The organism is Tardiphaga sp. 215_C5_N2_1 (genome assembly GCF_052076055.1).
Classification (GTDB): Bacteria; Pseudomonadota; Alphaproteobacteria; order Rhizobiales; family Xanthobacteraceae; genus Tardiphaga; species Tardiphaga robiniae.
In genome coordinates this window covers 6,278,891-6,300,327 of record NZ_CP197240.1, presented here as the reverse complement: position 1 = coordinate 6,300,327, position 21,437 = coordinate 6,278,891, and the positions used below count along the sequence as shown (strand labels likewise).

The window sequence follows — 21,437 nt, the reverse complement described above, 5'->3', positions numbered from 1 at the left end:
TTCGGATTAGTTGAGGCTTTCGACGACCAGCGCGATGCCCTGTCCACCGCCGATGCACATCGTCACGACGGCATATCGCCCCCCGATCCGACGCAGTTCGTAGAGCGCCTTGACGGTGAGGATCGCGCCCGTCGCGCCGAGTGGATGGCCGAGTGCAATGGCGCCGCCATTGGGATTGATCTTGTCTGAAGAGAGGCCGAGCCCATCACAAACCGCGAGCGCCTGGGCCGCGAAGGCCTCGTTGGATTCGATGACATCGATGTCCGCCAGCGTGAGACCGGAGCGCTCGAGTGCAATCGGCACGGCCTTGACGGGCCCGACACCCATGATTTCCGGCGGCACCCCGGCAAGGCCCCACGATACAAGCCGACCGAGCGGCGACAGGTTTCTGCGCACGACTTCCGACTCGCTGGCTAAAACCACCGCGGCGCCGCCGTCATTGATGCCCGACGCATTGCCCGGGGTGACCGTGCCATTCTGCCGGAACGCCGGCTTCAGCTTGGCGAGATCATCCATATTGGCACCGAAACGGGGATGTTCGTCGGTGTCGAACGTGGTCGTGCCCTTGCGTGTCTTGAGTTCGATCGGGACAATCTGCTCTTTGAACCGCCCCTCGTTGATTGCCGCGCCCGCACGGCTCTGACTGACAAGGGCGAATTCGTCCTGGCGCGTCCGCGAAATCTGATGCAGTTCGGCAACGTTTTCTGCTGTGCACCCCATCGCGCCGTGGCCGAACGGATCGGCGAGCGTATTTGTCAACCAGTCATAGATGACGGCATCGCCCATCTTGTGACCGTATCGCATGCCCATGATCGAGAATGGCGAGCGGCTCATGGACTCGGCACCGCCTGCGATCGCGATCTTCGAGTCACCATGCCGGATCATCTGCGCCGCACTGATGATGGCTTGTGCGCCCGACCCGCACAGTCGGTTAACGGTGAGCCCTTGCGAATCGGTCGACATGCCGGCCTCGACGGCCACGGTGCGCCCGAGAAACAGATCGGCTGCCTCGGTGGGGATAACCGTTCCGAACACGGAATTGTCGACCTCGCCAGGTTCGAGTCCGGCGCGCGAAATTGCCGCGCGCGCAGCGACGGCGCCGAGCGCTGTGGGCGACTTGTCTTTGAGACTGCCGCCGAACGAGCCGATGGCGGTGCGCGCGCCGCTGACGATAAAAATGCCTTCAGCCATGGGAGACGTCCTTCATGTTGCGGATGGGAAGATGATTTCTGCTGACGGCGGATCGCCGAACAGCAAATCCACGAGATCTTTGCGTCGGCTCAGGACAGCGCGCTGGTTGAGATATCCTTTGTCGGTGATCTCTCCGTCGCCCATCGAAGGCGGCTCTGTCATGAGGAGGGCCCGGCCGATGCGCATCGACGATCCGCCTCGCGCCAACTCCGAGAGGCTTTTGAGTAGGTGCCGCCGCACGGCGGGATCGGCGACGAGTGTCTCGAGCGTCGCATTGGGCTTTCCCGCGACCTCGCGGCATCCCGCCAGACTCGGAAAGATCAGAAGCCCGACTTCGTCGCGGTCTTGCCCGGCCACGACAGCATCCTGAATCGCCGGAGCTGCGGCGCTGATGGCCGAGACACGGACTTTGCCGACCTGGACCCAAGTGCCCGTAGTCAGTTTGAAATTTTCTGCGACCCGCCCGTCGAACAGCACCCCCTTGCCTGCATCAAACGGATCAACGAGCCGCCCGGCATCCCCGATCCGGTAGTATCCGTCCTCGTCGAATGCATCCGCCGTGGCCTGCGGGTTGCGCCAATAGCCGGGCGTGACCATCGGTCCACGCAGACGCAGTTCCGTACGACCGTCGGCCGCGACGAGCTTGATTGCCGCACCGGCGACGGGAGCGCCCAAATTGTTGCAATGCCTGTTGTCCGGCGGCGTGATCGAGACCACGGGAGAAGTCTCGGTTGAGCCCCAACCGATGTAGATTTGGAAATTGGCTCGCCCGTGTTTTCCCGCCAACTCCCGAAGTTGATCCCATGTCGTTTCGGGAAGAGCTGCGCCCGCCGAGAAGATTGCGCGAAGACGACTGAAAAACCTGACGGCGAGATCTTCATCCGTCCTCATGGCCCTAACCAGCTCCGTAAGGCTTCCAGGAACGGATAGATGCATGGTCGGCGGCGACCGCTTGATGTTGTCAATGGTCTGCTGGAAATGGCCGTGCAGCGGTCGACCATAGTCGATCACCAGCGTACCGGCGTTCCGCATGACTGCGTTGAAGACCAGATTGCCGCCGAACACGTGATTCCACGGCAACCAGTCCACAACACACAACGGCTCTTCTGCGAGAAAGGGCCAGTTCTGCAGGATGGCCTCTTGGTTCGAGCACATCATCCCGTGAGTCACGATCACACCTTTCGGTGCCCCGGTAGAGCCCGAGGTGAACAGGACTTTCGCAACGGTTTCCTGGGACGGCGAGACCAAGGGCGCCCTCAGGGCGCGGCCCTCGTCAACGAGATCATCGAGCGAGGTGACCTGCCCCGGCCTCTTGGTTTCCGCGACAATCGCGGGAATCCCGAGGCTTTGCGCGAACTGAAAACCGTTGGCGCATACGTTCTCGTCCTGCGCGAAAACGGCACCCGGGGTCAGCAGTGACAGAATAGCCTGCAACCGACGGATATCCTCGCTTTGCGAATAGGCTACGGATATGGGGGCGACGGGAATTCCTGCCTTCATGGCTCCCAGACTCATCAAGGCATGTGCGATCGAATTCTGCGACAGAATAGCCAGCGGCCTTTCCGGCCCCAGCCCACGTGCGACCAGCGCATTGGCAATCAGATCGCTTTGTCGATCGGCGTCTTGATAGTTGAGTGAGATCCATCCACCGGGGACACGCTGTTCCAGGAATAAACGTAACGGCGCATGTGCCGCCGCGCTCGCAAGCATCTCGCCGACGCTTCTGAAGCCGAGCGATTTGACCGCCGGTCCTTCAATGATCGTCGTTTTGGATTCGCTCAGACTAAGCACGGCCACCTCCCCATCAATCTGCCTTGAGCAATTGTTGCAATATAGATAACACCATTATCTATATTGCGCAAACCGAATTGAACGCCTCCCGGCGTCTTTTCCGCTATAGTGAGTCCGCTCATCGGAGAATCGCGTGGCCAGCCAAGTATCAAAGAAGCTTCGTCCCAAACCTCGCAAACCGAGTTCGAACCAACCCTCGCGAGCCGCGCCGGCTGACGCGCCGAGTTCTTCGAAGACGACAGATATGTCGTATCTTGAAGGCACGATCGGTTACGCGATTAAGCGCGCGCAGATAGCCGTATTCCAGGACATCTACCGGTCATTCGACGAACATCGCGTAACAGCCGTCGAGTTTTCGGTTCTCGCCGTCGTTGCGGACAATCCGGGCATCAATCAGGCAGATTTAGCTCTTGCGCTTGACGTCGAACGACCAAGGATGGTTCCGATCATCAATAAGCTGGAACAGCGCGGCTTGGCTGTGCGCGCAACGTTCGCGGACGACGGCCGCGTGAGGCTGATCAACCTCACCAAACCCGGCCACCAATTGCTGGCGATCCTCAAGGAGCGTTTTGCAAAGCACCAAGCGAGAATGCTCGAACGTCTCGACATGGATGACGCTACAAAGATCCTCAGACTTCTCTGGAAGCTCGTTCCGGAAGCCTCATCGTAAAACCATAATTTACAGTCGATGCGGCCGCCAACCATATGCCCATACGTGACGTAGCGCCTGCGCTACACGCGAATTCTTGAGCCTATATAGAGATCGGCGCTGACAGGTGGTGACCGATCTCCGCTTCCACCTGGTCGATGGACTTCATGCCATCAAAGGTTAAAAGCGCTCCCTTTTCCGAATAGTAGTGCACGAGGGGTGCGGTCGAGGCCCGATAGCTCCCGAGGCGCTTCGACAGCACTTCCGGAGTATCGTCGGCGCGTATCGTCTCGCCACGCGCGGTCATCTGCGCCACACGCGCTTCGACGCGCTTTAGCAGTTCGTTTTCATTGACGCGCAGTTCGATTGCAGCGTCGAGCACAAGCCCCTTCGAGGTCAGCAGTGCATCCAGCGCTTCGGCTTGCGGCACCGTACGCGGAAAGCCGTCGAGGATGAAGCCATTGGCCGCATCGGGCTGCTCGATCCGGTCCGAGATGATTCCGATCACGACTTTGTCTGGAACGAGACCACCAGCAGCCATGATATCCTTCGCCTTCAGGCCGATGTCGGTCTCGGCAGCCACGGCAGCACGCAGCATGTCACCTGTGGATAGCTGAACGATGTTGTGACGTTCCACCAAACGAACTGCCTGCGTCCCCTTGCCCGCCCCCGGCGGACCGAGAAGAACCACCCTCATTTGCGCCAACCCTCAACTTCTGTCGGAATCCAGTCGATAGTCGCCGGAGAGAAATTCGCGATTGCCATCAAATTCCTCCCATGCAGAGATATTTGATCTCAAGATAGTCCTCGATGCCATATTTGGAACCTTCGCGCCCGTTTCCACTCTCCTTCACACCTCCAAATGGTGCGACCTCCGTGGAGATGATGCCCTCGTTGATTCCAACCATACCGTACTCGAGCGCTTCGGCAACTCGCCAGATGCGGCCGATGTCGCGACCGTAGAAGTACGCTGCCAAGCCGAACTCTGTGTCGTTGGCGAGCTTGATCGCCTCTTCTTCGGTCTTGAACCGGAAGATTGGCGCGACGGGTCCGAATGTTTCTTCTCGGAAGATGAGCATATCCGGCGTCGCGTCGGTGAGAATGGTCGGCTCGAAGAACGTACGACCCAGGTGGTGCCGGCGACCGCCGGCGGCAATCCGCGCACCCTTGCCAGTCGCATCCTTGATGTGTTCCTCAACCTTTTCGACGGCCGCAGTGTTGATAAGCGGCCCGATGGTAACACCATCCTCGAACCCATCCCCCACGCGGAGAGCGCGCACGGCTTGCGTCAAGCGCTCGACGAAACGCTCATAGATGGCATCCTGGGCGAAGATTCGGTTCACGCATACGCAGGTCTGCCCAGCATTGCGATACTTCGACGCCATGGCCCCTTTCACCGCAGCATCAATGTCAGCGTCATCGAAGATGATGAACGGTGCATTGCCACCCAATTCCATCGAGGTCCGTTTCACTGTCGATGCACTTTGCTGCATCAGCATTTTACCGATTTCCGTCGATCCGGTGAACGTCACTTTCCGGACGATTGGATTCGACGTCATTTCACCACCGATTGCCGCCGCCGAGCCAGTCACGACTGAAAACACCCCCTTCGGCACGCCAGCGCGCTCGGCCAGGATGGCAAGTGCGAGCGCGGAGAGCGGGGTCTGACTCGCGGGCTTCACAACCATCGTGCAGCCAGCCGCGAGAGCGGGACCGGCCTTTCGAGTGATCATCGCGGCAGGAAAATTCCAGGGAGTGATTGCGGCGCATACACCAATCGGCTGTTTGAGGACCACGATGCGCCGATCGGACGAGAACGAGGGAATCGTATCGCCATAGACTCGCTTTCCTTCTTCCGCGAACCATTCAATGAAGCTTGCGGCATACGCAATCTCACCCCGGCTCTCCGCCAACGGCTTCCCCTGTTCGGCGGTCATGATCCTGGCGAGATCCTCCTGGTTCGCCATCATCAGATCGAACCAACGCCGCAGAACGGCGGACCGCTCCTTGGCGGTGCGGCCGCGCCATGACGGCAGTGCATCATTGGCGGCCTCGATCGCCCTGTTCGTCTCTGCGGCTCCCATCTTCGGAACGCTGCCGATACTCTCTCCGTTGGCCGGATTTTCGACCGTGATCGTCTCTCCCTGCTCGGCCGCGATCCACGCGCCGTCGACATAGCAGGCATCGCGAAGCAGAGACTGGTCTTTCAGGGATGACTTCAATGTCATGGTCATGAGGCCTTATCGATTGGAGCCGCCAGCGACTCTTTAAGCTTGAAGCGGATGATCTTTCCCGAGCCGGTGCGTGGAATTTCTTTCACGAAGTGAACCGAGGCTGGCACCTTGTAGGAGGAAAGATGGATCTTGCAGTGATCGAGGATCGCCGTCCCGACGAGTTCTGTATTGGCCCGCGGGACAACGAACAAGGCAGGCACCTCACCCAGAAGGTCGTGCGGTACGCCCACGACGGCGCATTCAACTACGCCCTCGAACGCATCGACGACCTCCTCGATTTCGGCGGGCGCGATGTTCTGCCCGCCGCGGATGATCAATTCCTTCAAGCGGCCTGTAATTGTCAGAAACCCATTGATGTCACTGCGCGCCAGATCACCGGTGTGGTACCAGCCATTTTTGAGCGCAGACGCGGTTTCCTCCGGCTTGTTGTGATAGCCGCTCATCAGGTTGGGACCGCGAACGATGAGCTCGCCTTCCTCGCCGACCGCTGCATCCAGGTTCGACGCCGGCGAAACAATGCGCACGGCAACGCCCTGAAGCGGCAAACCGCACGATCCCATCACCCGCGCACCATCGAGACCGTTCATAGTGACCATGGTCGAGGTCTCGGTGATGCCGTATCCGTCGAGCAGCTTGATACCGAACCGCTCTTCGAATTCGCGGTTGAGCGCCGCGGGCAGGATCGCTCCCGCAGACATACTGACGCGGAGAGACGGGAATATAGCGTGGAGATCGTCCCGAGTTGCTTCCAGAAGGTAGTGGAACATCGTCGGGACGCCGGGCAGGACAGTGAACTCTCCGGTTTTCAGAAGACGAACCGCCTCCTTGACCGAGAATTTCTCCATAATGTGCTCGGTTGCTCCCGTTGCGAGAATTCCGAGGACGGACAAGTTCAGCGCATACGAATGGAAGAGCGGCAGAGGCGACAGCACGACGTCGGCGTCGGAAAGCTGCGCAATCGGTGCCCAGCATGCCGCCACGACCCACAGCATGCTGTGGACCGACAGCAGGACGCCCTTGGCGCGCCCCGTTGTTCCTGACGTGTAGATGATGAAGGCTGGCTCTTGAATCCCCATGCCGTCACGAGGCGCAGTCTTGGGTGCCGTCGTCGCCATGTCGGAGTACCGAGCGACAGTCCCGAGAGCCTTGCCCTGGCCGACAAGGACGACCGCCCGCAGAGTGGGCGCCTGATCTTTCAGCTTGGCCACGAGCTGTGAACGATCATCGGTTGTGATGATCGCCGTGCAGCCCGCATCCTGCAGACGATACAGGATTTCGGATTCCGTGGCATCGTGACTGATCGGCACGCTTACCGCTTCGGCGCGGTTGATCGCAAAGCAACTCTCCACCCATTCGACAGAATTGGGCAGGAAGATCGCGACTTTCTCGCCAGGCTCCACGCCGAGATCTGCAAGATGCCCCGCAAGCCGAGCCGTGCGGTCGGCAAGGGCAGCATAAGTGACACTCGATTTATGATCACGATATGCGGTCTGCGAGCCGCGTTGCGCGGCATGCCGCGCAAGCAGATCGGGTATGGTCGCGATGAGATCCGTGTGAATCATTGAACCGCCCTCCGCCTTTCCGGCGTCAAACCATGCTGAAGCCGCCGCTGATGCTGATGGTCTGGCCGGTGATCCAGGCGCCATGCTTGGAGGCCAGAAGCGAAACCATCGGCGCGATGTCGGACGGGAAACCGAGGCGCTTGAGCGGGTAAAGCTTGGTCAGTTTCTCGCGGTTGGCGTTGACCCATTCGAGGTCGTGCGGCGTCTCAATCAGACCGAGCGAGAGCGTGTTTGCCGTCGTCCCGAAACGGCCCATTTCACGGGCGAGCGACTTCATCAGAGCAATGACGCCGCTGCGCGCGGCGGCAACGATCGCCAGCCCCGATTCGCCGACGCGCGAGGAGTCACCGACCAGCGCGATGATGCGGCCGTCGCCGGCTTTCTGCAGATGCGGCGCCGCCGCCTTCGAAATGTGAATCGCGCCGTAAAGGCAGATGTCGATCTGCTTCTTCCACTCTTCCGGAGTGGTGTCGATGAAACGGTTGCGCAGAGCAACCCCCGCATTATTGACGACGATATTGAGACCGCCGAGATCTGCCACGACCTTCTCGACCATGGCGCTCACCTGACCGAAGTCGGCGACGTCTGCCTTATATGCGATCGCCCGGCCGCCCCGGCTCTCGATATCGGCAACCACCTGCTTCGCCTTCTCGGCCGAACCATTGTAGTTGACCGCGACGGCCGCGCCTTCTGAGGCAAGCGACAGCGCGATTTCCCGACCTACATCGCGTGCGGATCCAGTGACCAGTGCGACTTTACCCTTGAGTTCCATATCCATCTGAAATTCTCCGTTCTGTTTTTTTTCAATTAGTGATCCGAGTGCGCCGCAGGGTGCAGCCTATTCGTACGCGTCCGTACCCTTGCGGAGGGCATCCCATTGTTCGAGATCGTGGCCGCAGATGACTTTAGCGCCCGCCTTCTCAAGACGCCGGACCTCGGCGAAGGACTGTCGACACTGTTCGACATTCCAGGTGTTCTTCGGGATGAAGTCGTGGTCGAGGTTTGCCCGCAGGCCGACCGCATCGGACGCCAGCAGAAATTGTCCATCCCGGTCGAGTTGGACCAAGGCTCCCATCATGCCCGGGGTGTGACCGGGCAACGGAATGAGCACGATGCGTCCGTCCTCGAAGAGATCGGTCTCCTTATCGACTACTCGCATGGGCATGGGATGATCCCAGTCTGCGGATAGATACCCGGCATTCGTCGCTCCCGGCTCCTTGGCAGCCGCAAGTTCACGGTCGTGCACGACTACGGTCGCCATCTGAAAGAACTCATTGCAGCCGCAGTGGTCTGGATGAAGGTGAGAACAAATGACAAAATTGATTTCGTCGGGCTCCACCCCGACCGCCTGGAGTTCGGTTAAAATATTCGTTTCCCTCGCCATGATCGGCGTCATGACTTTCGCCAACGCGCCCCAGCGGCCTTCCGGATCTGTCGCAGCAGAGGGGTGGCAACCGGTGTCGAACAACACATTGCCCTTGGGGTGCTTTAACAAGATGCAGGACACCGGCATCTCGATCGTGGCATCCTTGGCGACGTCCGGGAAATAGATGCTCTTGCGCATTCGCAATCGACCACCTGACAATACGTGCATCTTCATCTACGTGATCCTCAACTTCCTCGGAAATCCGGAGACCGCTTCTCGGCAAATGCCCGACGGCCTTCCCTGTAGTCGGCGCTGTCGGATACGCGGTCTATGAAGGCATTTGCCTCCGCGACATCCAGCCTCCCCTCACCCATCGCAATGCCCGTCAGGATTCGCTTCGCGCCCTCAACCGAGAGTGGGGCAAGCGCGCCGATACGTTTTGCGTATTGCAGGGCATCGCTCATCGGGTCTGCCGATACTTCATCGACTAGCCCCATCGATGCGGCCTCGGCCGCCGTGTACCGGTCCGCCGAGTAGAGTACGCGCTTGGCGTTGGTCAGTCCGACCAGGGACATCAGCCGCTGCGTGCTGCGAACGCCATAGACGATCGACAGCTTCGCAGCCGGAATTCCGATTGCGGCGTCGCGCTCGGCGAAGCGAAAGTCGCAAGCCATTGCCAGATGGCAACCACCGCCGAGGCAGTAGCCGGCAAGAACGGCGATCACTGGCATGCGGGCGTTTGCAATCGCTTCCGACGCAGCATCCACGGCGACTTCGTAAGCTTTGCTCTGAGCGCCATCCGACCGAACTTTGCCGAACTCCGAGACATCGGCACCGACGCTGAAATTCCCGCCTGCGCCCGTGAGGATGACACCTCTGACCTCGGTATTGGCATTGAAGCCTGCGAAGATTGAAGCAAGCTCCTTCCACATTGCGTGCGTAACCGCATTGCGCTGCGGCCCCCGATTGAGAGTGACGATCGCAACTTGGCCGTCCTTGGTGATTTCGATATCGGACATTTCGGCCTCCTATGCGGTCAGGCCGGATACAACGGACCGCAGCGCTTCCGGAAGCTGCACAGGACGTCCGGTTTCACGGTTCACGTAGACGTGGACGAAGTGCCCCTGTGCGGATGCCTCATCTGCCTGCTCATCGAACAAGCCGATTTCGTACCGAATGCTGGTCGTGCCCAGACGACCGACGCGAAGGCCAACCGTGACCTTGGACGGGAAACCTAGCGACTTGAAGTAGCTGCACGTCGTTTCGGCGACCAAGCCGATGACTTCGCTCTTTTCGACATCCAGAACACCGTTTTCGATCAGGTACTGGTTCACGATCGTGTCGAAGAACGCATAGTAGGTCGTGTTGTTCATATGGCGATACGAGTCATTGTCCATCCAGCGCGTTGTCATCGTCTGGAAGTACCGATAGCTATCCCGCCGGTCGGGTGGTGCTCGCCCGCTCACAGCGACGCCTCATAGATTGCGCGAGCATCCTCTTTCGTTACCTCTCTGGGATTGTTCATAAGGAGACGCGTCTGGTTCATCGCGTCGCTTGCGAGTTCCTCGATATCCTTCGCCGCAATTCCGACATCCCGGAGACGTGTCGGAAGTGCGAGCTTTTCCGGAAGGGCGGACAACATCTCGACCAACGCAACAGTCTTGTGGCTTGCTGACCCATTGGCCGACGGCAGAAGAATGTCGGCAATTTCCGCATAAAGATGTTCGGCAGCGGGCGCGTTGAATCGCAACACTTGAGGCAAGACCAAGGAGTTCGAAAGGCCGTGCGGCACATGGAATCGCGCTCCGACCGGGTAAGCCAGCGCGTGAACGGCGGCGACCGGTGCATTTGCGAATGCCATGCCAGCCAGCATCGATCCGAACAGCATATTCTGACGGGCGGCCAGATTCTGACCGTCTTTGCAGACCGTATGAATATTCCCACCGAGAAGACGCAGGGCTTCGCGCGCAAGCGAGTCCGACAGCGGGTTCTTTAGGCGCTTGCTGGTATACGCTTCGATCGCATGTACCATCGCATCGATGCCGGTCGCAGCCGTCACCGCCGGAGGCAGTCCGAGCGTGAGCTCCGCATCCAAAATCGCCCAATCCGGCAAGATTACGGGGGACACGACGCCCTTCTTTTCACCCTCGCCCGTCGTCACGATGGAGATCGGCGTGACCTCGGATCCTGTACCGGCTGTGGTCGGCGCTAATACCAGGGGCAAGCGGGGACCCTTGGCCACACCGACACCGTAGATATCGTCGAGCCGCTCGTTGCCTACCGCCAGCAGCGCAACGAGCTTTGCGACATCCATGGAGCTGCCACCGCCGATAGCGACGACCCCATCGACGTTGGCTTCCCTCGCGATCGCTACGGCCTTGTCGATCACGTGAACCGGCGGATCCGCCTCGACATCGGTGAACAGAGTAACGGCCACGCCAGCAGCTTTTAGACCTGCGAGCCCATTCTCCAGTAAGCCCGCTCTCTTCACGCCGGGATCGGACACCATTAGCACCGAAACACAGCCGAGCGCCTTCACGACTTCACCGATACGCGCCGAACACCCCGGTTCGACCATCATCGACTTGGTGGACTGAAAGACAAACCCCTGCATCCTGGACTCCGTGAGACGGGAGCGCGCGGCTCGGTTGCGCCGCGGCTTCGCGCGAGTTTCGTTAGATTTAGTGCGATCACGCGAGGAGAGTTCAGAACTCCCGACACATGACTTGCATAACTAGACTGTTTTGCGTTCGGGATGTCAACTCACGAAAGCGCATCCGCCTTCTCGATTTTGCGCTGCCTCTCGATCCGAAGATTCTGAAACCACGCAGTGATCTCTCCGACGACACCGCGGCGGAACAGCAACACACAGGACATGAAAATCAGGCCGATGATCACGGGCACCTTGGTCGAAAAATCTATCGACCAGCCGGCCAGTTGCACCGTGCCGAGGCCCGACAGTTTGCTTTCCAACGTGACGATCAGAATCGCACCCACGATTGGACCGAGCGGTGTACCCAGACCGCCCAGAAGACACATAAGAATGACGCTTCCGGATTGAGTCCAATGAACATCCGGAAGGCCCGCAAACCCAAGGGTGAGCGCCTTCGTGCCTCCTGCCAGTCCCGCGATCCCCGCCGAGATCGTGAAAGCCGAAAGCTTATAGGCTTGAACATCGTAGCCGAGCGAGATCGCCCGCGGCTCGTTATCGCGAATCGCGAGAAGCACCTGTCCGTATGGTGCTTCCATAAGACGCTGCAACGCCCAAACCGACAGCGTAAAGATCAACAGAAGGACGATATAGAGCGCACTGTCATTCGAGATATCGACCAATCCGAACAACGGACGTCGCGGGATGCGCTGGAGGCCGTCTTCCGCTCCCGTGAATGGAGACTGGACACAGATGAAGTAAACCATCTGGGCCAGAGCCAAGGTGATCATTGCGAAATAGATGCCTTGCCGACGGATCGCCATCGCCCCCATCACAAGGCCGATCATCGCACCGACAACCATGCTGAGAAGCAGCGACACTTCTGGCGTGAATCCCCAGGATTTTGTTGCATAGCCCGCAGCATACGCTCCGACACCAAAGAACGCGGCGTGGCCAATCGAAAGCAAGCCGACGTTTCCAGTGAAGAAGTTGAACGCGACCGCGAACAGAGCGAGCGCAATGCACTTCATCAGGAACTGCGTATAGAGTCCCGTAAATGGCAATATGGCGCCGACTACGATGAGACTGAGCGCAAGGAGCGTTGAATTTCGGAATGACATGGTCACGCTCCGCGTCCAAAGAGGCCAGCAGGGCGCGTCAGAAGAACAAGCGCCATGACGATGAAGACGATGGTGGAGGAGATCTCGGGATAGATGACCTTGGCCAACCCCTCGATGACCCCAAGGGCAAGTCCGGTCGCAATCGCCCCCGCCGTGGATCCAAGACCGCCGATGACGACGACCGCAAAGGTCACGATCAGGATGTTCGAACCCATAAGCGGCTGAACCTGGTAAATAGGTGCCGCGAGCACGCCGGCGAACGCCGCCAGTGCCGCGCCGAGCGCATAAACCATCGTGACCATCAAAGGGACGTCGATGCCCAAGGCCTGCACGATCCGCGGATTCTCGGTTCCAGCACGAAGATAGGCCCCGATCTTCGTTCGCTCGATAAGATACCAGACGCCGACACATACGATCAGCGACACTCCGACGATCCAGACCCGGTAGATCGGCAGACGCATGAAGCCAAGATCGACGAGGCCGCTCAAGCTGGGCGGTGCTGGATACGGCAATCCGGCCGAACCATAGATGTCTCGGAAGATTCCCTCGAGAACCAATGCCAGGCCGAAAGTGAAGAGAAGACTATAGAGGTGATCGAGCCCGGAGAGCCTCCGAAGTAAAACACGCTCGATAAATGCTCCGAAGGCGCCGATCACGAGCGGCACTAGCAACAACGACAGCCAGTAATTTACGCCCAACTTATGGAGAGCGAGATAGACGCCGAACGCGCCGAGCATGTAGAGCGCGCCATGCGCGAAATTGATGATATTGAGCAAACCGAAGATCAGAGCCAGGCCCAGACTGAGGATCGCATAGAACGATCCATTGACCAGTCCGATCGTAATCTGCCCAAGCCATACCTGTAGTGGAATTTCGAACATACTGACCTCAAACGCCAAGAGTGCGATCGACCATCGCCGACTTTTGCTCCAACTCGTCGGCGGTCAGGCGCATCGCGACTTCCCCGTGTTCGACGACGACGAAACGGTCCGCCAACGGAGCCGCGAAATTCTTGTTCTGCTCGACCAGAAGGACCGCGTATCCTCGGTCCTTCAATTCAAGCACGAGGTCGAAGAGTCGATCGACGATGACCGGCGCCAGTCCCTCCGAAATCTCATCAAGCAAAAGGATTTTCGCGCCGGTCCGCAAAATTCGGGCGATCGCGAGCATCTGCTGTTCGCCACCCGACAACTTGGTGCCCTGCGTGTTTTTCCGTTCAGCCAGGTTCGGCAGGAGCTCGTAAATCTCTTCCACCGACATGCCACGCCCAGACTGCTGCGGCGGAAGAAGGAGATTTTCCTCACATGACAGCGATGAGAAGATTGCCCGTTCTTCCGGACAGTAACCGACACCCAGACGCGCGATCTTATGAGGCGGCATTTCAATAACGTTGCGGTCGTAAACGTTGATTCGACCACTCCGCCGACCTACGAGACCCATGATAGCGCGCAGGGTCGATGTTCGGCCGCTTCCGTTGCGGCCGAGCAGGGCCACAACTTCCCCTGCGCAAAGGTCCAAGGACATACCGTGCAGGACGTGCGACTCGCCGTACCATGCATGCAGGTCCACGATCGACAGAACCGTTTCGGCCTCAGAAACCTGTGGGTGAGCAGCCACCGTCATCGCTTCCTCTCCCGTCGCGATTTCGATCCCAAGTATGACTCGATGACCTCTGGATCGCGTGACACGTCCTCGTACACGCCTTCGGCGATGATCGATCCGCGCCGTAGAACGCTGATCCGGTCGGCGATGCTCGCAACCATTTTCATGTTGTGCTCGACCATGACGACGGTGCGACCGATCGCGGATTGCTTGATGAGTGCGGTGATGCGGTCGATATCCTCGTGGCCAAGGCCTTGGGTAGGTTCATCAAGAAGCATGATCTTCGGCTCGGCCGCCAAAGTGGTCGCAAGCTCAAGCGCGCGCTTGCGGCCGTAGGCAAGATCTCCCGCGCGATGCTTCGCGAACCGAACGAGATCAACCTGCTGCAGCAATTCCTCGACGCGGCCGGTTACATCGCCGAGCTGCCGACGTCCGCGCCAAAACGCCACAGGCGATACGCAAGACCTCTGTAGTGCGACAATGATGTTCTGGCTCACGGTGAGATGCGAGAACACGGCCGATATCTGGAACGACCGCACCAAGCCGCGTCTCGCCAATGCCGCCGGACGTTCGCGGGTGACGTCCACTCCGTCCAAAAGTATTTGCCCAGCGGTCGGTGCCAGAAACTTGGTCAGTAGATTGAAAACGGTCGTCTTTCCGGCGCCGTTGGGTCCGATCAGCGCGTGGATATCGCCACGTCGCACATCAAGATTGACGTCGGAGACGGCAGAGTATCCGCGGAAATCCTTCCGCAGCCCCCGTGCGCGCAGCACGACTTCCGTCTCCGGATGATGCGGATCAGCCGCCATCGCTCTCCTCCCATTTCGTTTGCACTGCAACCGAAAGATCACGTTGCAAGGTCATTGACAGCTTCATATCAAATTAGTCTAGTTATGCAAGCCTATTGCGCCGCTGGTCAACAGAACATGCAACGGGCCAAATTTTTGGGAGGGATTATGAAACGTATCGCACTATCGCTAACCGTGGCCGCAGCTCTAACGGGTCCTGCATTAGCTCAGTCCAAGTTATCGGATGACCTGGTCCGCATCGGCGTTATGACCGACATGTCAGGACAATTCTCGCACGAGTCAGGCGAGGGCTCGGTCGTCGCTATCAAGATGGCGGTCGAGGACTTCGGCGGATCCGTTCTCGGCAAACCGATCGACGTCGTGGTTGCGGATCATCAGAACCGCAATGAAGTGGCAATTGCAAAAGCGCGCGAATGGTATGATGTCGGCAAGGTCGATATGATCGGAAACCTGATCAATTCGTCGATTGCGCTTGCGGTGACGAATATCGCTCAGGAGAAGAGCCGGATTGCGATCGTGAACGGCTCCGGTTCATCCCGTCTCACCGGAGACTCTTGTACTCCCAACAGCATTCACTACGCCTACGACACCTATGCATTGGCTCAGGGCACCGGCAAGGCACTCATCAAGGAGGGCTTTGACTCCTGGTATTTTCTGACTGCGGACTATGCGTTCGGACACGCACTGGAAAATGATACGTCCGCCGTCGTGAAGGCGAACGGAGGCAAGGTCATCGGCGCGATCCGGTATCCTATCGATACACCAGACCACTCATCCTTCCTTCTGCAAGCCCAAGCATCAAAAGCAAAGGTTGTGGCGATCGCCGGTTCTGGCACAACGTTCATCAATGCGATGAAGTCGGCAAAAGACTTCGGTTTGACCGATGGCGGCAAGCAAACCCTTGCGGGATTGCTCGTCTGGGATACCGATATCGATTCGTTGGGTCTGAAGTCAGGCCAGGGACTTGTATTGACGACCGGGTTCTATTGGGACCGGGATGAAGAGACGCGAGCGTTCGCCAAGCGCTTCTTCGAGCGCACAAAGCGAATGCCTCATATGGGCGACGCCGGCGACTATTCGTCCACGATGCATTACCTCAATGCGATCAAGGCAGCCGGAACCGACGACGCGAAGACCGTGATGGCCAAGATGCGTGAAATGCCCGTCAACGACTTCTTCGCAAAGGATGGTCGTCTGCGGGAAGACGGTCGCTTCGTCCATGACATGTACGTCTATGAAGTCAAGAAGCCGTCGGAGTCGAAGTATCCGTGGGACTATTACAAACTCCGAGCGACCATCCCAGGAAACGAGGCCTTCCGGCCGTTGTCCCAAAGCGCCTGCCCGCTCGTGAAGAAGTAACCCGATCCGGAAGCGATCAATTGCTCCATCAACGGCCGGGTATCGCCCGGCTGTTTTTGCGCCCGCCGAACTGATCCGGATCGTAACGCATGCGGTACTTCATAGCATAAGCCAATACGGGCTTCCCGCAGCGATTGCACAGCACTTGAGGCTGCGTGACGTTGCCGCAGGAAAGATGCTTCACCAACATCGGGGGCTGGCCGTCCGCCCTCCATCGATCGCCCCAAGCCATCATCATCATGAGCGGCCCATGGAGCTCACTGCCCATGTTGGTGAGCACGTATTCGAAACGCTCAGGCGACGTCTGATATAATTTCTTTTTGAAAACGCCCTGCTCAACCATGCGAGCCAGGCGGTCCGTCAGAATGTTCGTGGCGATATGGAGTTCGGCCTGGAATTGATCGAACCGATTGGAGCCCAGAAAAGCTTCCAGTAACAACAGCACGCTCCAGCGATCTCCAATGACCTCGAGCGCCCGCGACACGGAACTGGGTCGCCCTCGCATATAGTCTTCCGACGTGCGTCGGGATCGCCGTGCGGGCTCACTAACCGACACCCCAGCGCCCGGACCGTCCAGATACGTCACTTCGCGGCATATGAGGCGCTCCTGGCAGCAGGAGCAGGCGACGAACGGCTTGCTGACGCACCCGCAGTCTTCATGGACCAGTTGCAAGGGGCCGCTTTTCGGGTCGAGCCATCGGTCGCCGAATTGCATCATCGCCATGAAGGTCGGATAAAGATCTATCCCGGATTTGGTCAGCTTGTATTCGACACGGCTTGAAGTTTCCGAGTAGCTGACTTCCCTGAGAATCTCCTCGCGGGTCAAGCGGCGCAGACGATCGGTCAAGGTCGCGCGGGTGATTCCGAGGGAAGTTCGAAATTCCTCAAACCGCCTTGCACCAAAGAACGCTTCTCGGATGACGAGGAATGCCCACGCATCCGACAGGATATTGACGGTCGACGTGATCGAGCAATTTCGCTCCATTCCCTCGGAAACGGCGTGGGACGAACGAACCGGTGCATCCGGTTTTTCTGCCTCCAGGAGCTTTCTGATCTTTGCTGTCGCTGCCGAACGCATCCCAGGGCCCTATCCGTCGCGAGCTATGATCAATGTAGCCCGCTTCAATGCCTTGTATACCAGCCACGAGTTCGAGAACAACCCGTACTGCTTCCGCGCGACCTCCGTCTATCCCGCCGCCGAGCGAGCGCGGGCAGCTAGAACCAAGCGAAAAATTCGATCGGGGGTCGCTGGTAGAGTGTCAATTTCGATGCCCAGCGGCGACAACGCGTCGGAAATGGCATTCGCGATCGCGGCAGGCGCGCCGATCGTTCCGCCTTCACCCATTCCCCTGAAGCCACCCAAGTTGTTCGGCAGATCGGCCTCGACATGCACGATGCCAATATCTGGGACATTCGTTGCGACCGGCACAAGATAATCGGCCAAGCTGGCAGTGACAAATTGTCCCTTGTCATCGTAGACGATCTCTTCGAGCAAAGCCGCTCCGATGCCCTGGGCGACTGCACCATGTACCTGGCCATCAACGATCATCGGATTGATGATGCGGCCGCAGTCCTCCGCAACCACAAAACGCTTGATTTGTACGCCGAAGGTTTGCGGATCGATCTCGACCATCGCAAGATGGGTCGATGAACACGCGGTGCCGAGAAACGGATCATAGGTTTCAGATGCCGAGAGATCCTCTCGCTGCTCGCGCGGAATACGCCCCATTTGCGAATACACGGCGCTGGCGACTTCCTTGAACGTCATCGACGCATTGGAGGATCGGGCTCGGATGATGCCGTCGGAGGCCTCGAGATCCTCGACAGGAACCTCCATCAAGTAAGCCGCCGCCCTCAAAACCTTGGCCTTGACGACTCTCGACGACATCGTCGCTGCGCCCCCTGCCAAAACGGCCGATCGGCTCGCATAGGTGCCGCTGCTCATCGGGACGAGCGAGCTGTCGCCATGCAGGACTTCGACGTCCTCCATCTTGCAACCGAGTTCATCGGCAATGACTTGCGCAAGCGTGGTCTCCAGCCCCTGCCCGTGCGATGAGATGCCGAAAGCGGCCGTGATCGCGCCGGTCGCGTCGATTTCGATCTTCGAGGTCTCAGTCCCGGTATTGATTGGCATACCAGGCGCAACGGAAATTCTCGTTCCGATGCCCGTCAATTCAGCGTAGCTCGACAATCCAATACCGACCCAGCGTCCTTGCTCACGAGCCCGATCCCTTTCGCGCACCAGACCTTCATAGTCAGCATGCTCGCACGCCCCCTCCAGACACTCCTGAAATGCAGATTTGTCCCATATGATGCCCGAGGCGGTCCGGTACGGAAATTCGTCAGCGGTCACAAGATTTCGCCGCCGGATTTCGACGGGGTCCATTCCGAGCTTGCGCGCCGCCATGTCGATGAGACGCTCCATCGCGAATGTCGATGATGGGCGACCAACGCCTCGATAAGGACCCGTAGGCGGCTTTGGCGTCAGAACGCCCCTGACACGACCACGATAGTGTTCAAGGCGATAAGGCCCGGGAAGGAAACTGACGACCTGCACAGGCTCCAGCGCACCGGTCCAAGGATAGATCGAATAGGCTCCGATATCGCCGATGACATCGGCTCTCAGGCCGAGAAGTTTGCCTTCATTGTCTACGGCGAGTTCGGCCTCAATGAGCTCGTCGAAGGCCTGGCTTGTCGCGGATAAGTCTTCGAGGCGATCGCTGGTATATTTAATGGGACGCCCGAGCTTGCGCGCCAGAACCGAAACGAGCATTTCTTCGGGATAGAGCGATCCTTTTCCACCAAAACTGCCGCCGACATCGGGAGCGACGACCCGCAAGTGGTTCCCGGAAAGGCCCAAGCATCCAGACAAAACGTCCCGGATAATGCCGGGAATATTGGTCGAGGAATGGAGCGTCAGCGATCGGCGTCGCTTGTCCCATTCCGCCAGATAGGTCCGGTTCTCCATGGACACCGCAGTCTTCCGGGTCATCCGGAAGGTCCCCTTTACCACGATAGGCGCACCTGCTATTGCGCCATCGACGTCGCCGCGGGCAAATTCACGCGAGATGATGACGTTCGTTCCCGCCTCTTCGTGAAGGAGTGGAGCATCTTCAGCGACAGCATCCACTTGCCTGATCGCAAACGGCAGCGTTTCGTATGCGATGTCGATTAATTCCAACGCGTCCTCGGCGGCATATCTGCTTTCCGCAAGCACAGCCACCACAGGTTCGCCGACGTAACGGACCTTGCCACGTGCCAGCGGCCAGATAGGCGTCGCGTAATAGTTCTTCATGCGCGACGTGGGCAAAGCTGGCAACGTCTCGCCTTCGATATCGCTGGCGTCGAAAATCCCGACGACGCCTGGAATAGCGAAGGCCTCGCCGACATCGATGGATTTGATGCGTGCGTGCGGCTGGTCGCTACGGCGAATGGCGAGATGCAGCGTTCCGGAAGGCGTGATGTCGTCCACATACCGACCGCATCCCGTCAACAGGCGTGGGTCCTCCGTGCGCTTGATGCGCTGACCGACGAGTTTCGGGCGAAGTTCGATGGATGCCGGATCGTGAATTCTCATAATGCCCGCGCCCGTCCCTCGGATTCGGCTTCGAAACGCTTCAGCTTCAAGACATCCCGTTCTTTCACCAATTCACGAACCGCATTGACGATGTGTTCGTATCCCGTGCAGCGACAGATGTTGCCGGAGAGAGCCTCGCGAATTTCCTCGTCGCTCTCCAATTGGTGGTGACGCAAGATATCCGTTATCGTCATGATGAAACCGGGTGTGCAGAATCCGCATTGCAGTCCGTGGTGATCCCGGAATGCCTTTTGCACACGACCCAACGTCTCAACCGTTCCCTGGCCCTCCACGGTCTCGATGTCCGCATCGTGCACTTGCACGGCAAGCGTGAGGCAGGATCGCGCACTGCGGCCATTCAACAGGATGGTGCAGGCGCCACATACACCATGCTCACAGCCGACATGCGTCCCTGTCAGGCCGAGTTCGTGACGCAGAAAATCGGAGAGCAGCATGCGCGGCTCAGCTTTCCCGGTATATTGAAGCCCATTCACCGTGACGGAAACTGTGACAGGTGCCATCACGCATGCCCCCTGTTCGCGCGCGTCCAGGCATTAGAGATCGCGCGACCGAGTAGAGCGCCGGCCAAATGTCGACGATAATCCGCAGATCCGTTAAGATCGGAATTGGGCATGATCGAATCGCCGAGAGCATGGATTACATCGTCTTTGAGTCGATCGTTCACTGCGTTGCCCGCAACCATCTCTTCCAGCCCCGATATTCGCAGCGGCGTCTCCCCGACGCCCATAATCGCGATACGTACGTCCCTGGCGACTCCCCCACTTGCAACCATGGTTACCGCCACGGCCGCCAGGGCGTAGTCTCCATGGCGGCGAGAAAACTCCTCAAATCCCCAGCCGGCACCTTCCGGAAGCGTGTCGATATCGATCGAAGTGACCATTTCATCCGATTCCAACACGGTCATAAGCGACCCAGCGAAGAACTCGTGAGCCAAAATCGTCCGGTTTCCACGAACGGACGAGGCGTTCACCACGCCATTCAAGAGGAGCGTCATCATCGGCATTTCGGCAGCCGGATCGGCATGGCACACGCTGCCGCAGAACGTCCCGCGGTTACGGACGGTCAGATGAGCTACATGCTTCATGGCCGCGTGGAGGATCGGTATGGACATGGTGACGTCCGCGCTCTCGGCCGTCATGCGATGCCGAACGAGCGCGCCGATCCGTAGCTTGTCGCCAACGCGCTCGATACTATCGATCCCGGAGATCGAGTTGATATCGACCAGCAGCGATGGCTTGACCAGCCGAAAGTTCATCATCGGCATCAAGCTCTGCCCGCCAGCGATGATCTTCGCGTCGCCTCCGGCCCCGGACAACAGCCGAACGGCGTGCGCAATACTTTCTGCGCGAACGTAATCGAATGACGCAGGCTTCATGAACCCTCGGCTTCGTTTCCAGATGCCCATCGCTTGGCGCGCGATTTGTTCGTTACAGTGACTTGCATTACTGGACTAACGGCTGCAATGTCAACCTGTCGCGCGAGCGGCGGCCATTGCCGTTCGTGAT

At 58.8% G+C, this 21,437-nt stretch carries 19 protein-coding genes and 1 pseudogene; 2 read left to right on the top strand and 18 right to left on the bottom strand.

Translation table 11 applies throughout. The features are described from left to right. Window positions 1–6: 6 nt before the first annotated feature. Both bktB and AB7828_RS29880 read right to left on the bottom strand, forming a co-directional pair. Complete coding sequence (bktB, locus tag AB7828_RS29885; protein WP_441231978.1) at window positions 7–1,191, bottom strand: beta-ketothiolase BktB; 1,185 nt, start codon at window positions 1,189–1,191, stop codon at window positions 7–9. A 12-nt stretch (window positions 1,192–1,203) separates the two neighbouring features. Then, window positions 1,204–2,982 (bottom strand): AMP-binding protein, encoded by a 1,779-nt coding sequence (locus tag AB7828_RS29880; protein WP_441231977.1) that lies wholly within the window; start codon window positions 2,980–2,982, stop codon window positions 1,204–1,206. Window positions 2,983–3,115: 133 nt separating this feature from the next. On the opposite strand from AB7828_RS29880, the gene AB7828_RS29875 reads away from it, so the two are divergent. Next, a complete protein-coding gene (locus AB7828_RS29875) occupies window positions 3,116–3,652 on the top strand; it encodes a MarR family winged helix-turn-helix transcriptional regulator (protein WP_441231976.1) in 537 nt (178 codons plus the stop codon). Window positions 3,653–3,749: 97 nt separating this feature from the next. Here AB7828_RS29875 and AB7828_RS29870 read toward each other — a convergent pair. The 12 genes and pseudogenes from AB7828_RS29870 to AB7828_RS29815 form a co-directional block, all read right to left on the bottom strand. Next, window positions 3,750–4,328, bottom strand: a pseudogene (locus tag AB7828_RS29870) (adenylate kinase); the annotation flags it as partial. 67 nt (window positions 4,329–4,395) lie between these two features. Beyond that, window positions 4,396–5,859, bottom strand: a complete 1,464-nt coding sequence (gene gabD, locus AB7828_RS29865; protein WP_441232343.1) for an NADP-dependent succinate-semialdehyde dehydrogenase — start codon at window positions 5,857–5,859, stop codon at window positions 4,396–4,398. Window positions 5,860–5,861: 2 nt separating this feature from the next. Continuing rightward, a complete protein-coding gene (locus AB7828_RS29860; RefSeq protein ID WP_441231975.1) occupies window positions 5,862–7,427 on the bottom strand; it encodes a class I adenylate-forming enzyme family protein in 1,566 nt (521 codons plus the stop codon). A gap of 25 nt (window positions 7,428–7,452) precedes the next feature. Continuing rightward, window positions 7,453–8,205 carry an SDR family NAD(P)-dependent oxidoreductase gene (locus AB7828_RS29855; RefSeq protein ID WP_441231974.1) on the bottom strand — a complete coding sequence of 251 codons (753 nt, stop codon included), beginning with the start codon at window positions 8,203–8,205 and terminating at the stop codon, window positions 7,453–7,455. 60 nt (window positions 8,206–8,265) lie between these two features. Then, window positions 8,266–9,027: an N-acyl homoserine lactonase family protein gene (locus AB7828_RS29850; RefSeq protein ID WP_441231973.1), complete on the bottom strand. Its 762-nt coding sequence runs from the start codon at window positions 9,025–9,027 to the stop codon at window positions 8,266–8,268. Between the two features lie 11 nt (window positions 9,028–9,038). After that, the gene (locus AB7828_RS29845; protein ID WP_441231972.1) at window positions 9,039–9,812 is read right to left on the bottom strand and encodes an enoyl-CoA hydratase-related protein; all 774 of its coding nucleotides are present in this window, start codon (window positions 9,810–9,812) and stop codon (window positions 9,039–9,041) included. A gap of 9 nt (window positions 9,813–9,821) precedes the next feature. Further along, the gene (locus AB7828_RS29840; RefSeq protein WP_441231971.1) at window positions 9,822–10,259 is read right to left on the bottom strand and encodes an acyl-CoA thioesterase; all 438 of its coding nucleotides are present in this window, start codon (window positions 10,257–10,259) and stop codon (window positions 9,822–9,824) included. Next, window positions 10,256–11,407, bottom strand: a complete 1,152-nt coding sequence (locus AB7828_RS29835) for an iron-containing alcohol dehydrogenase (protein ID WP_441231970.1) — start codon at window positions 11,405–11,407, stop codon at window positions 10,256–10,258. Before AB7828_RS29835 ends, AB7828_RS29840 begins: the two co-directional genes overlap by 4 nt. A 149-nt stretch (window positions 11,408–11,556) precedes the next feature. Continuing rightward, the gene (locus AB7828_RS29830; protein WP_441232342.1) at window positions 11,557–12,564 is read right to left on the bottom strand and encodes a branched-chain amino acid ABC transporter permease; all 1,008 of its coding nucleotides are present in this window, start codon (window positions 12,562–12,564) and stop codon (window positions 11,557–11,559) included. 2 nt (window positions 12,565–12,566) lie between these two features. Beyond that, window positions 12,567–13,445, bottom strand: a complete 879-nt coding sequence (locus tag AB7828_RS29825; RefSeq protein ID WP_441231969.1) for a branched-chain amino acid ABC transporter permease — start codon at window positions 13,443–13,445, stop codon at window positions 12,567–12,569. A gap of 7 nt (window positions 13,446–13,452) precedes the next feature. Beyond that, window positions 13,453–14,187 carry an ABC transporter ATP-binding protein gene (locus tag AB7828_RS29820; RefSeq protein WP_441231968.1) on the bottom strand — a complete coding sequence of 245 codons (735 nt, stop codon included), beginning with the start codon at window positions 14,185–14,187 and terminating at the stop codon, window positions 13,453–13,455. Next, window positions 14,184–14,975, bottom strand: a complete 792-nt coding sequence (locus AB7828_RS29815; protein WP_441231967.1) for an ABC transporter ATP-binding protein — start codon at window positions 14,973–14,975, stop codon at window positions 14,184–14,186. The genes AB7828_RS29820 and AB7828_RS29815 overlap by 4 nt, the downstream gene beginning before the upstream one ends. A gap of 147 nt (window positions 14,976–15,122) precedes the next feature. Between AB7828_RS29815 and AB7828_RS29810 the strand changes: the two genes are divergently transcribed. Then, window positions 15,123–16,334, top strand: a complete 1,212-nt coding sequence (locus tag AB7828_RS29810; protein WP_441231966.1) for an ABC transporter substrate-binding protein — start codon at window positions 15,123–15,125, stop codon at window positions 16,332–16,334. A 28-nt stretch (window positions 16,335–16,362) separates the two neighbouring features. Here the strand turns inward: AB7828_RS29810 and AB7828_RS29805 are convergent, their stop codons facing one another. From AB7828_RS29805 to AB7828_RS29790, 4 genes are all read right to left on the bottom strand, one after another. Next, entirely contained in the window at window positions 16,363–17,412 is a 1,050-nt protein-coding gene (locus AB7828_RS29805; protein ID WP_441231965.1) for a winged helix-turn-helix transcriptional regulator, read from the bottom strand. 108 nt (window positions 17,413–17,520) lie between these two features. After that, window positions 17,521–19,911: a xanthine dehydrogenase family protein molybdopterin-binding subunit gene (locus AB7828_RS29800; RefSeq protein ID WP_441231964.1), complete on the bottom strand. Its 2,391-nt coding sequence runs from the start codon at window positions 19,909–19,911 to the stop codon at window positions 17,521–17,523. Continuing rightward, window positions 19,908–20,432 (bottom strand): (2Fe-2S)-binding protein, encoded by a 525-nt coding sequence (locus AB7828_RS29795; RefSeq protein WP_441231963.1) that lies wholly within the window; start codon window positions 20,430–20,432, stop codon window positions 19,908–19,910. Before AB7828_RS29795 ends, AB7828_RS29800 begins: the two co-directional genes overlap by 4 nt. Further along, complete coding sequence (locus AB7828_RS29790) at window positions 20,432–21,307, bottom strand: FAD binding domain-containing protein (RefSeq protein ID WP_441231962.1); 876 nt, start codon at window positions 21,305–21,307, stop codon at window positions 20,432–20,434. Before AB7828_RS29790 ends, AB7828_RS29795 begins: the two co-directional genes overlap by 1 nt. Window positions 21,308–21,437 lie beyond the last annotated feature (130 nt).

Coding starts and splice junctions, on each gene's coding strand:
- bktB (WP_441231978.1), bottom strand. CDS start 1,191: ATGGCTGAAGGCATTTTTATCGTCAGCGGCGCGCGCACCGCCATCGGC.
- gabD (WP_441232343.1), bottom strand. CDS start 5,859: ATGACATTGAAGTCATCCCTGAAAGACCAGTCTCTGCTTCGCGATGCC.
- AB7828_RS29860 (WP_441231975.1), bottom strand. CDS start 7,427: ATGATTCACACGGATCTCATCGCGACCATACCCGATCTGCTTGCGCGG.
- AB7828_RS29855 (WP_441231974.1), bottom strand. CDS start 8,205: ATGGATATGGAACTCAAGGGTAAAGTCGCACTGGTCACTGGATCCGCA.
- AB7828_RS29850 (WP_441231973.1), bottom strand. CDS start 9,027: ATGAAGATGCACGTATTGTCAGGTGGTCGATTGCGAATGCGCAAGAGC.
- AB7828_RS29845 (WP_441231972.1), bottom strand. CDS start 9,812: ATGTCCGATATCGAAATCACCAAGGACGGCCAAGTTGCGATCGTCACT.
- AB7828_RS29835 (WP_441231970.1), bottom strand. CDS start 11,407: ATGCAGGGGTTTGTCTTTCAGTCCACCAAGTCGATGATGGTCGAACCG.
- AB7828_RS29830 (WP_441232342.1), bottom strand. CDS start 12,564: ATGTCATTCCGAAATTCAACGCTCCTTGCGCTCAGTCTCATCGTAGTC.
- AB7828_RS29825 (WP_441231969.1), bottom strand. CDS start 13,445: ATGTTCGAAATTCCACTACAGGTATGGCTTGGGCAGATTACGATCGGA.
- AB7828_RS29820 (WP_441231968.1), bottom strand. CDS start 14,187: ATGACGGTGGCTGCTCACCCACAGGTTTCTGAGGCCGAAACGGTTCTG.
- AB7828_RS29815 (WP_441231967.1), bottom strand. CDS start 14,975: ATGGCGGCTGATCCGCATCATCCGGAGACGGAAGTCGTGCTGCGCGCA.
- AB7828_RS29810 (WP_441231966.1), top strand. CDS start 15,123: ATGAAACGTATCGCACTATCGCTAACCGTGGCCGCAGCTCTAACGGGT.
- AB7828_RS29805 (WP_441231965.1), bottom strand. CDS start 17,412: ATGCGTTCGGCAGCGACAGCAAAGATCAGAAAGCTCCTGGAGGCAGAA.
- AB7828_RS29800 (WP_441231964.1), bottom strand. CDS start 19,911: ATGAGAATTCACGATCCGGCATCCATCGAACTTCGCCCGAAACTCGTC.
- AB7828_RS29795 (WP_441231963.1), bottom strand. CDS start 20,432: ATGGCACCTGTCACAGTTTCCGTCACGGTGAATGGGCTTCAATATACC.
- AB7828_RS29790 (WP_441231962.1), bottom strand. CDS start 21,307: ATGAAGCCTGCGTCATTCGATTACGTTCGCGCAGAAAGTATTGCGCAC.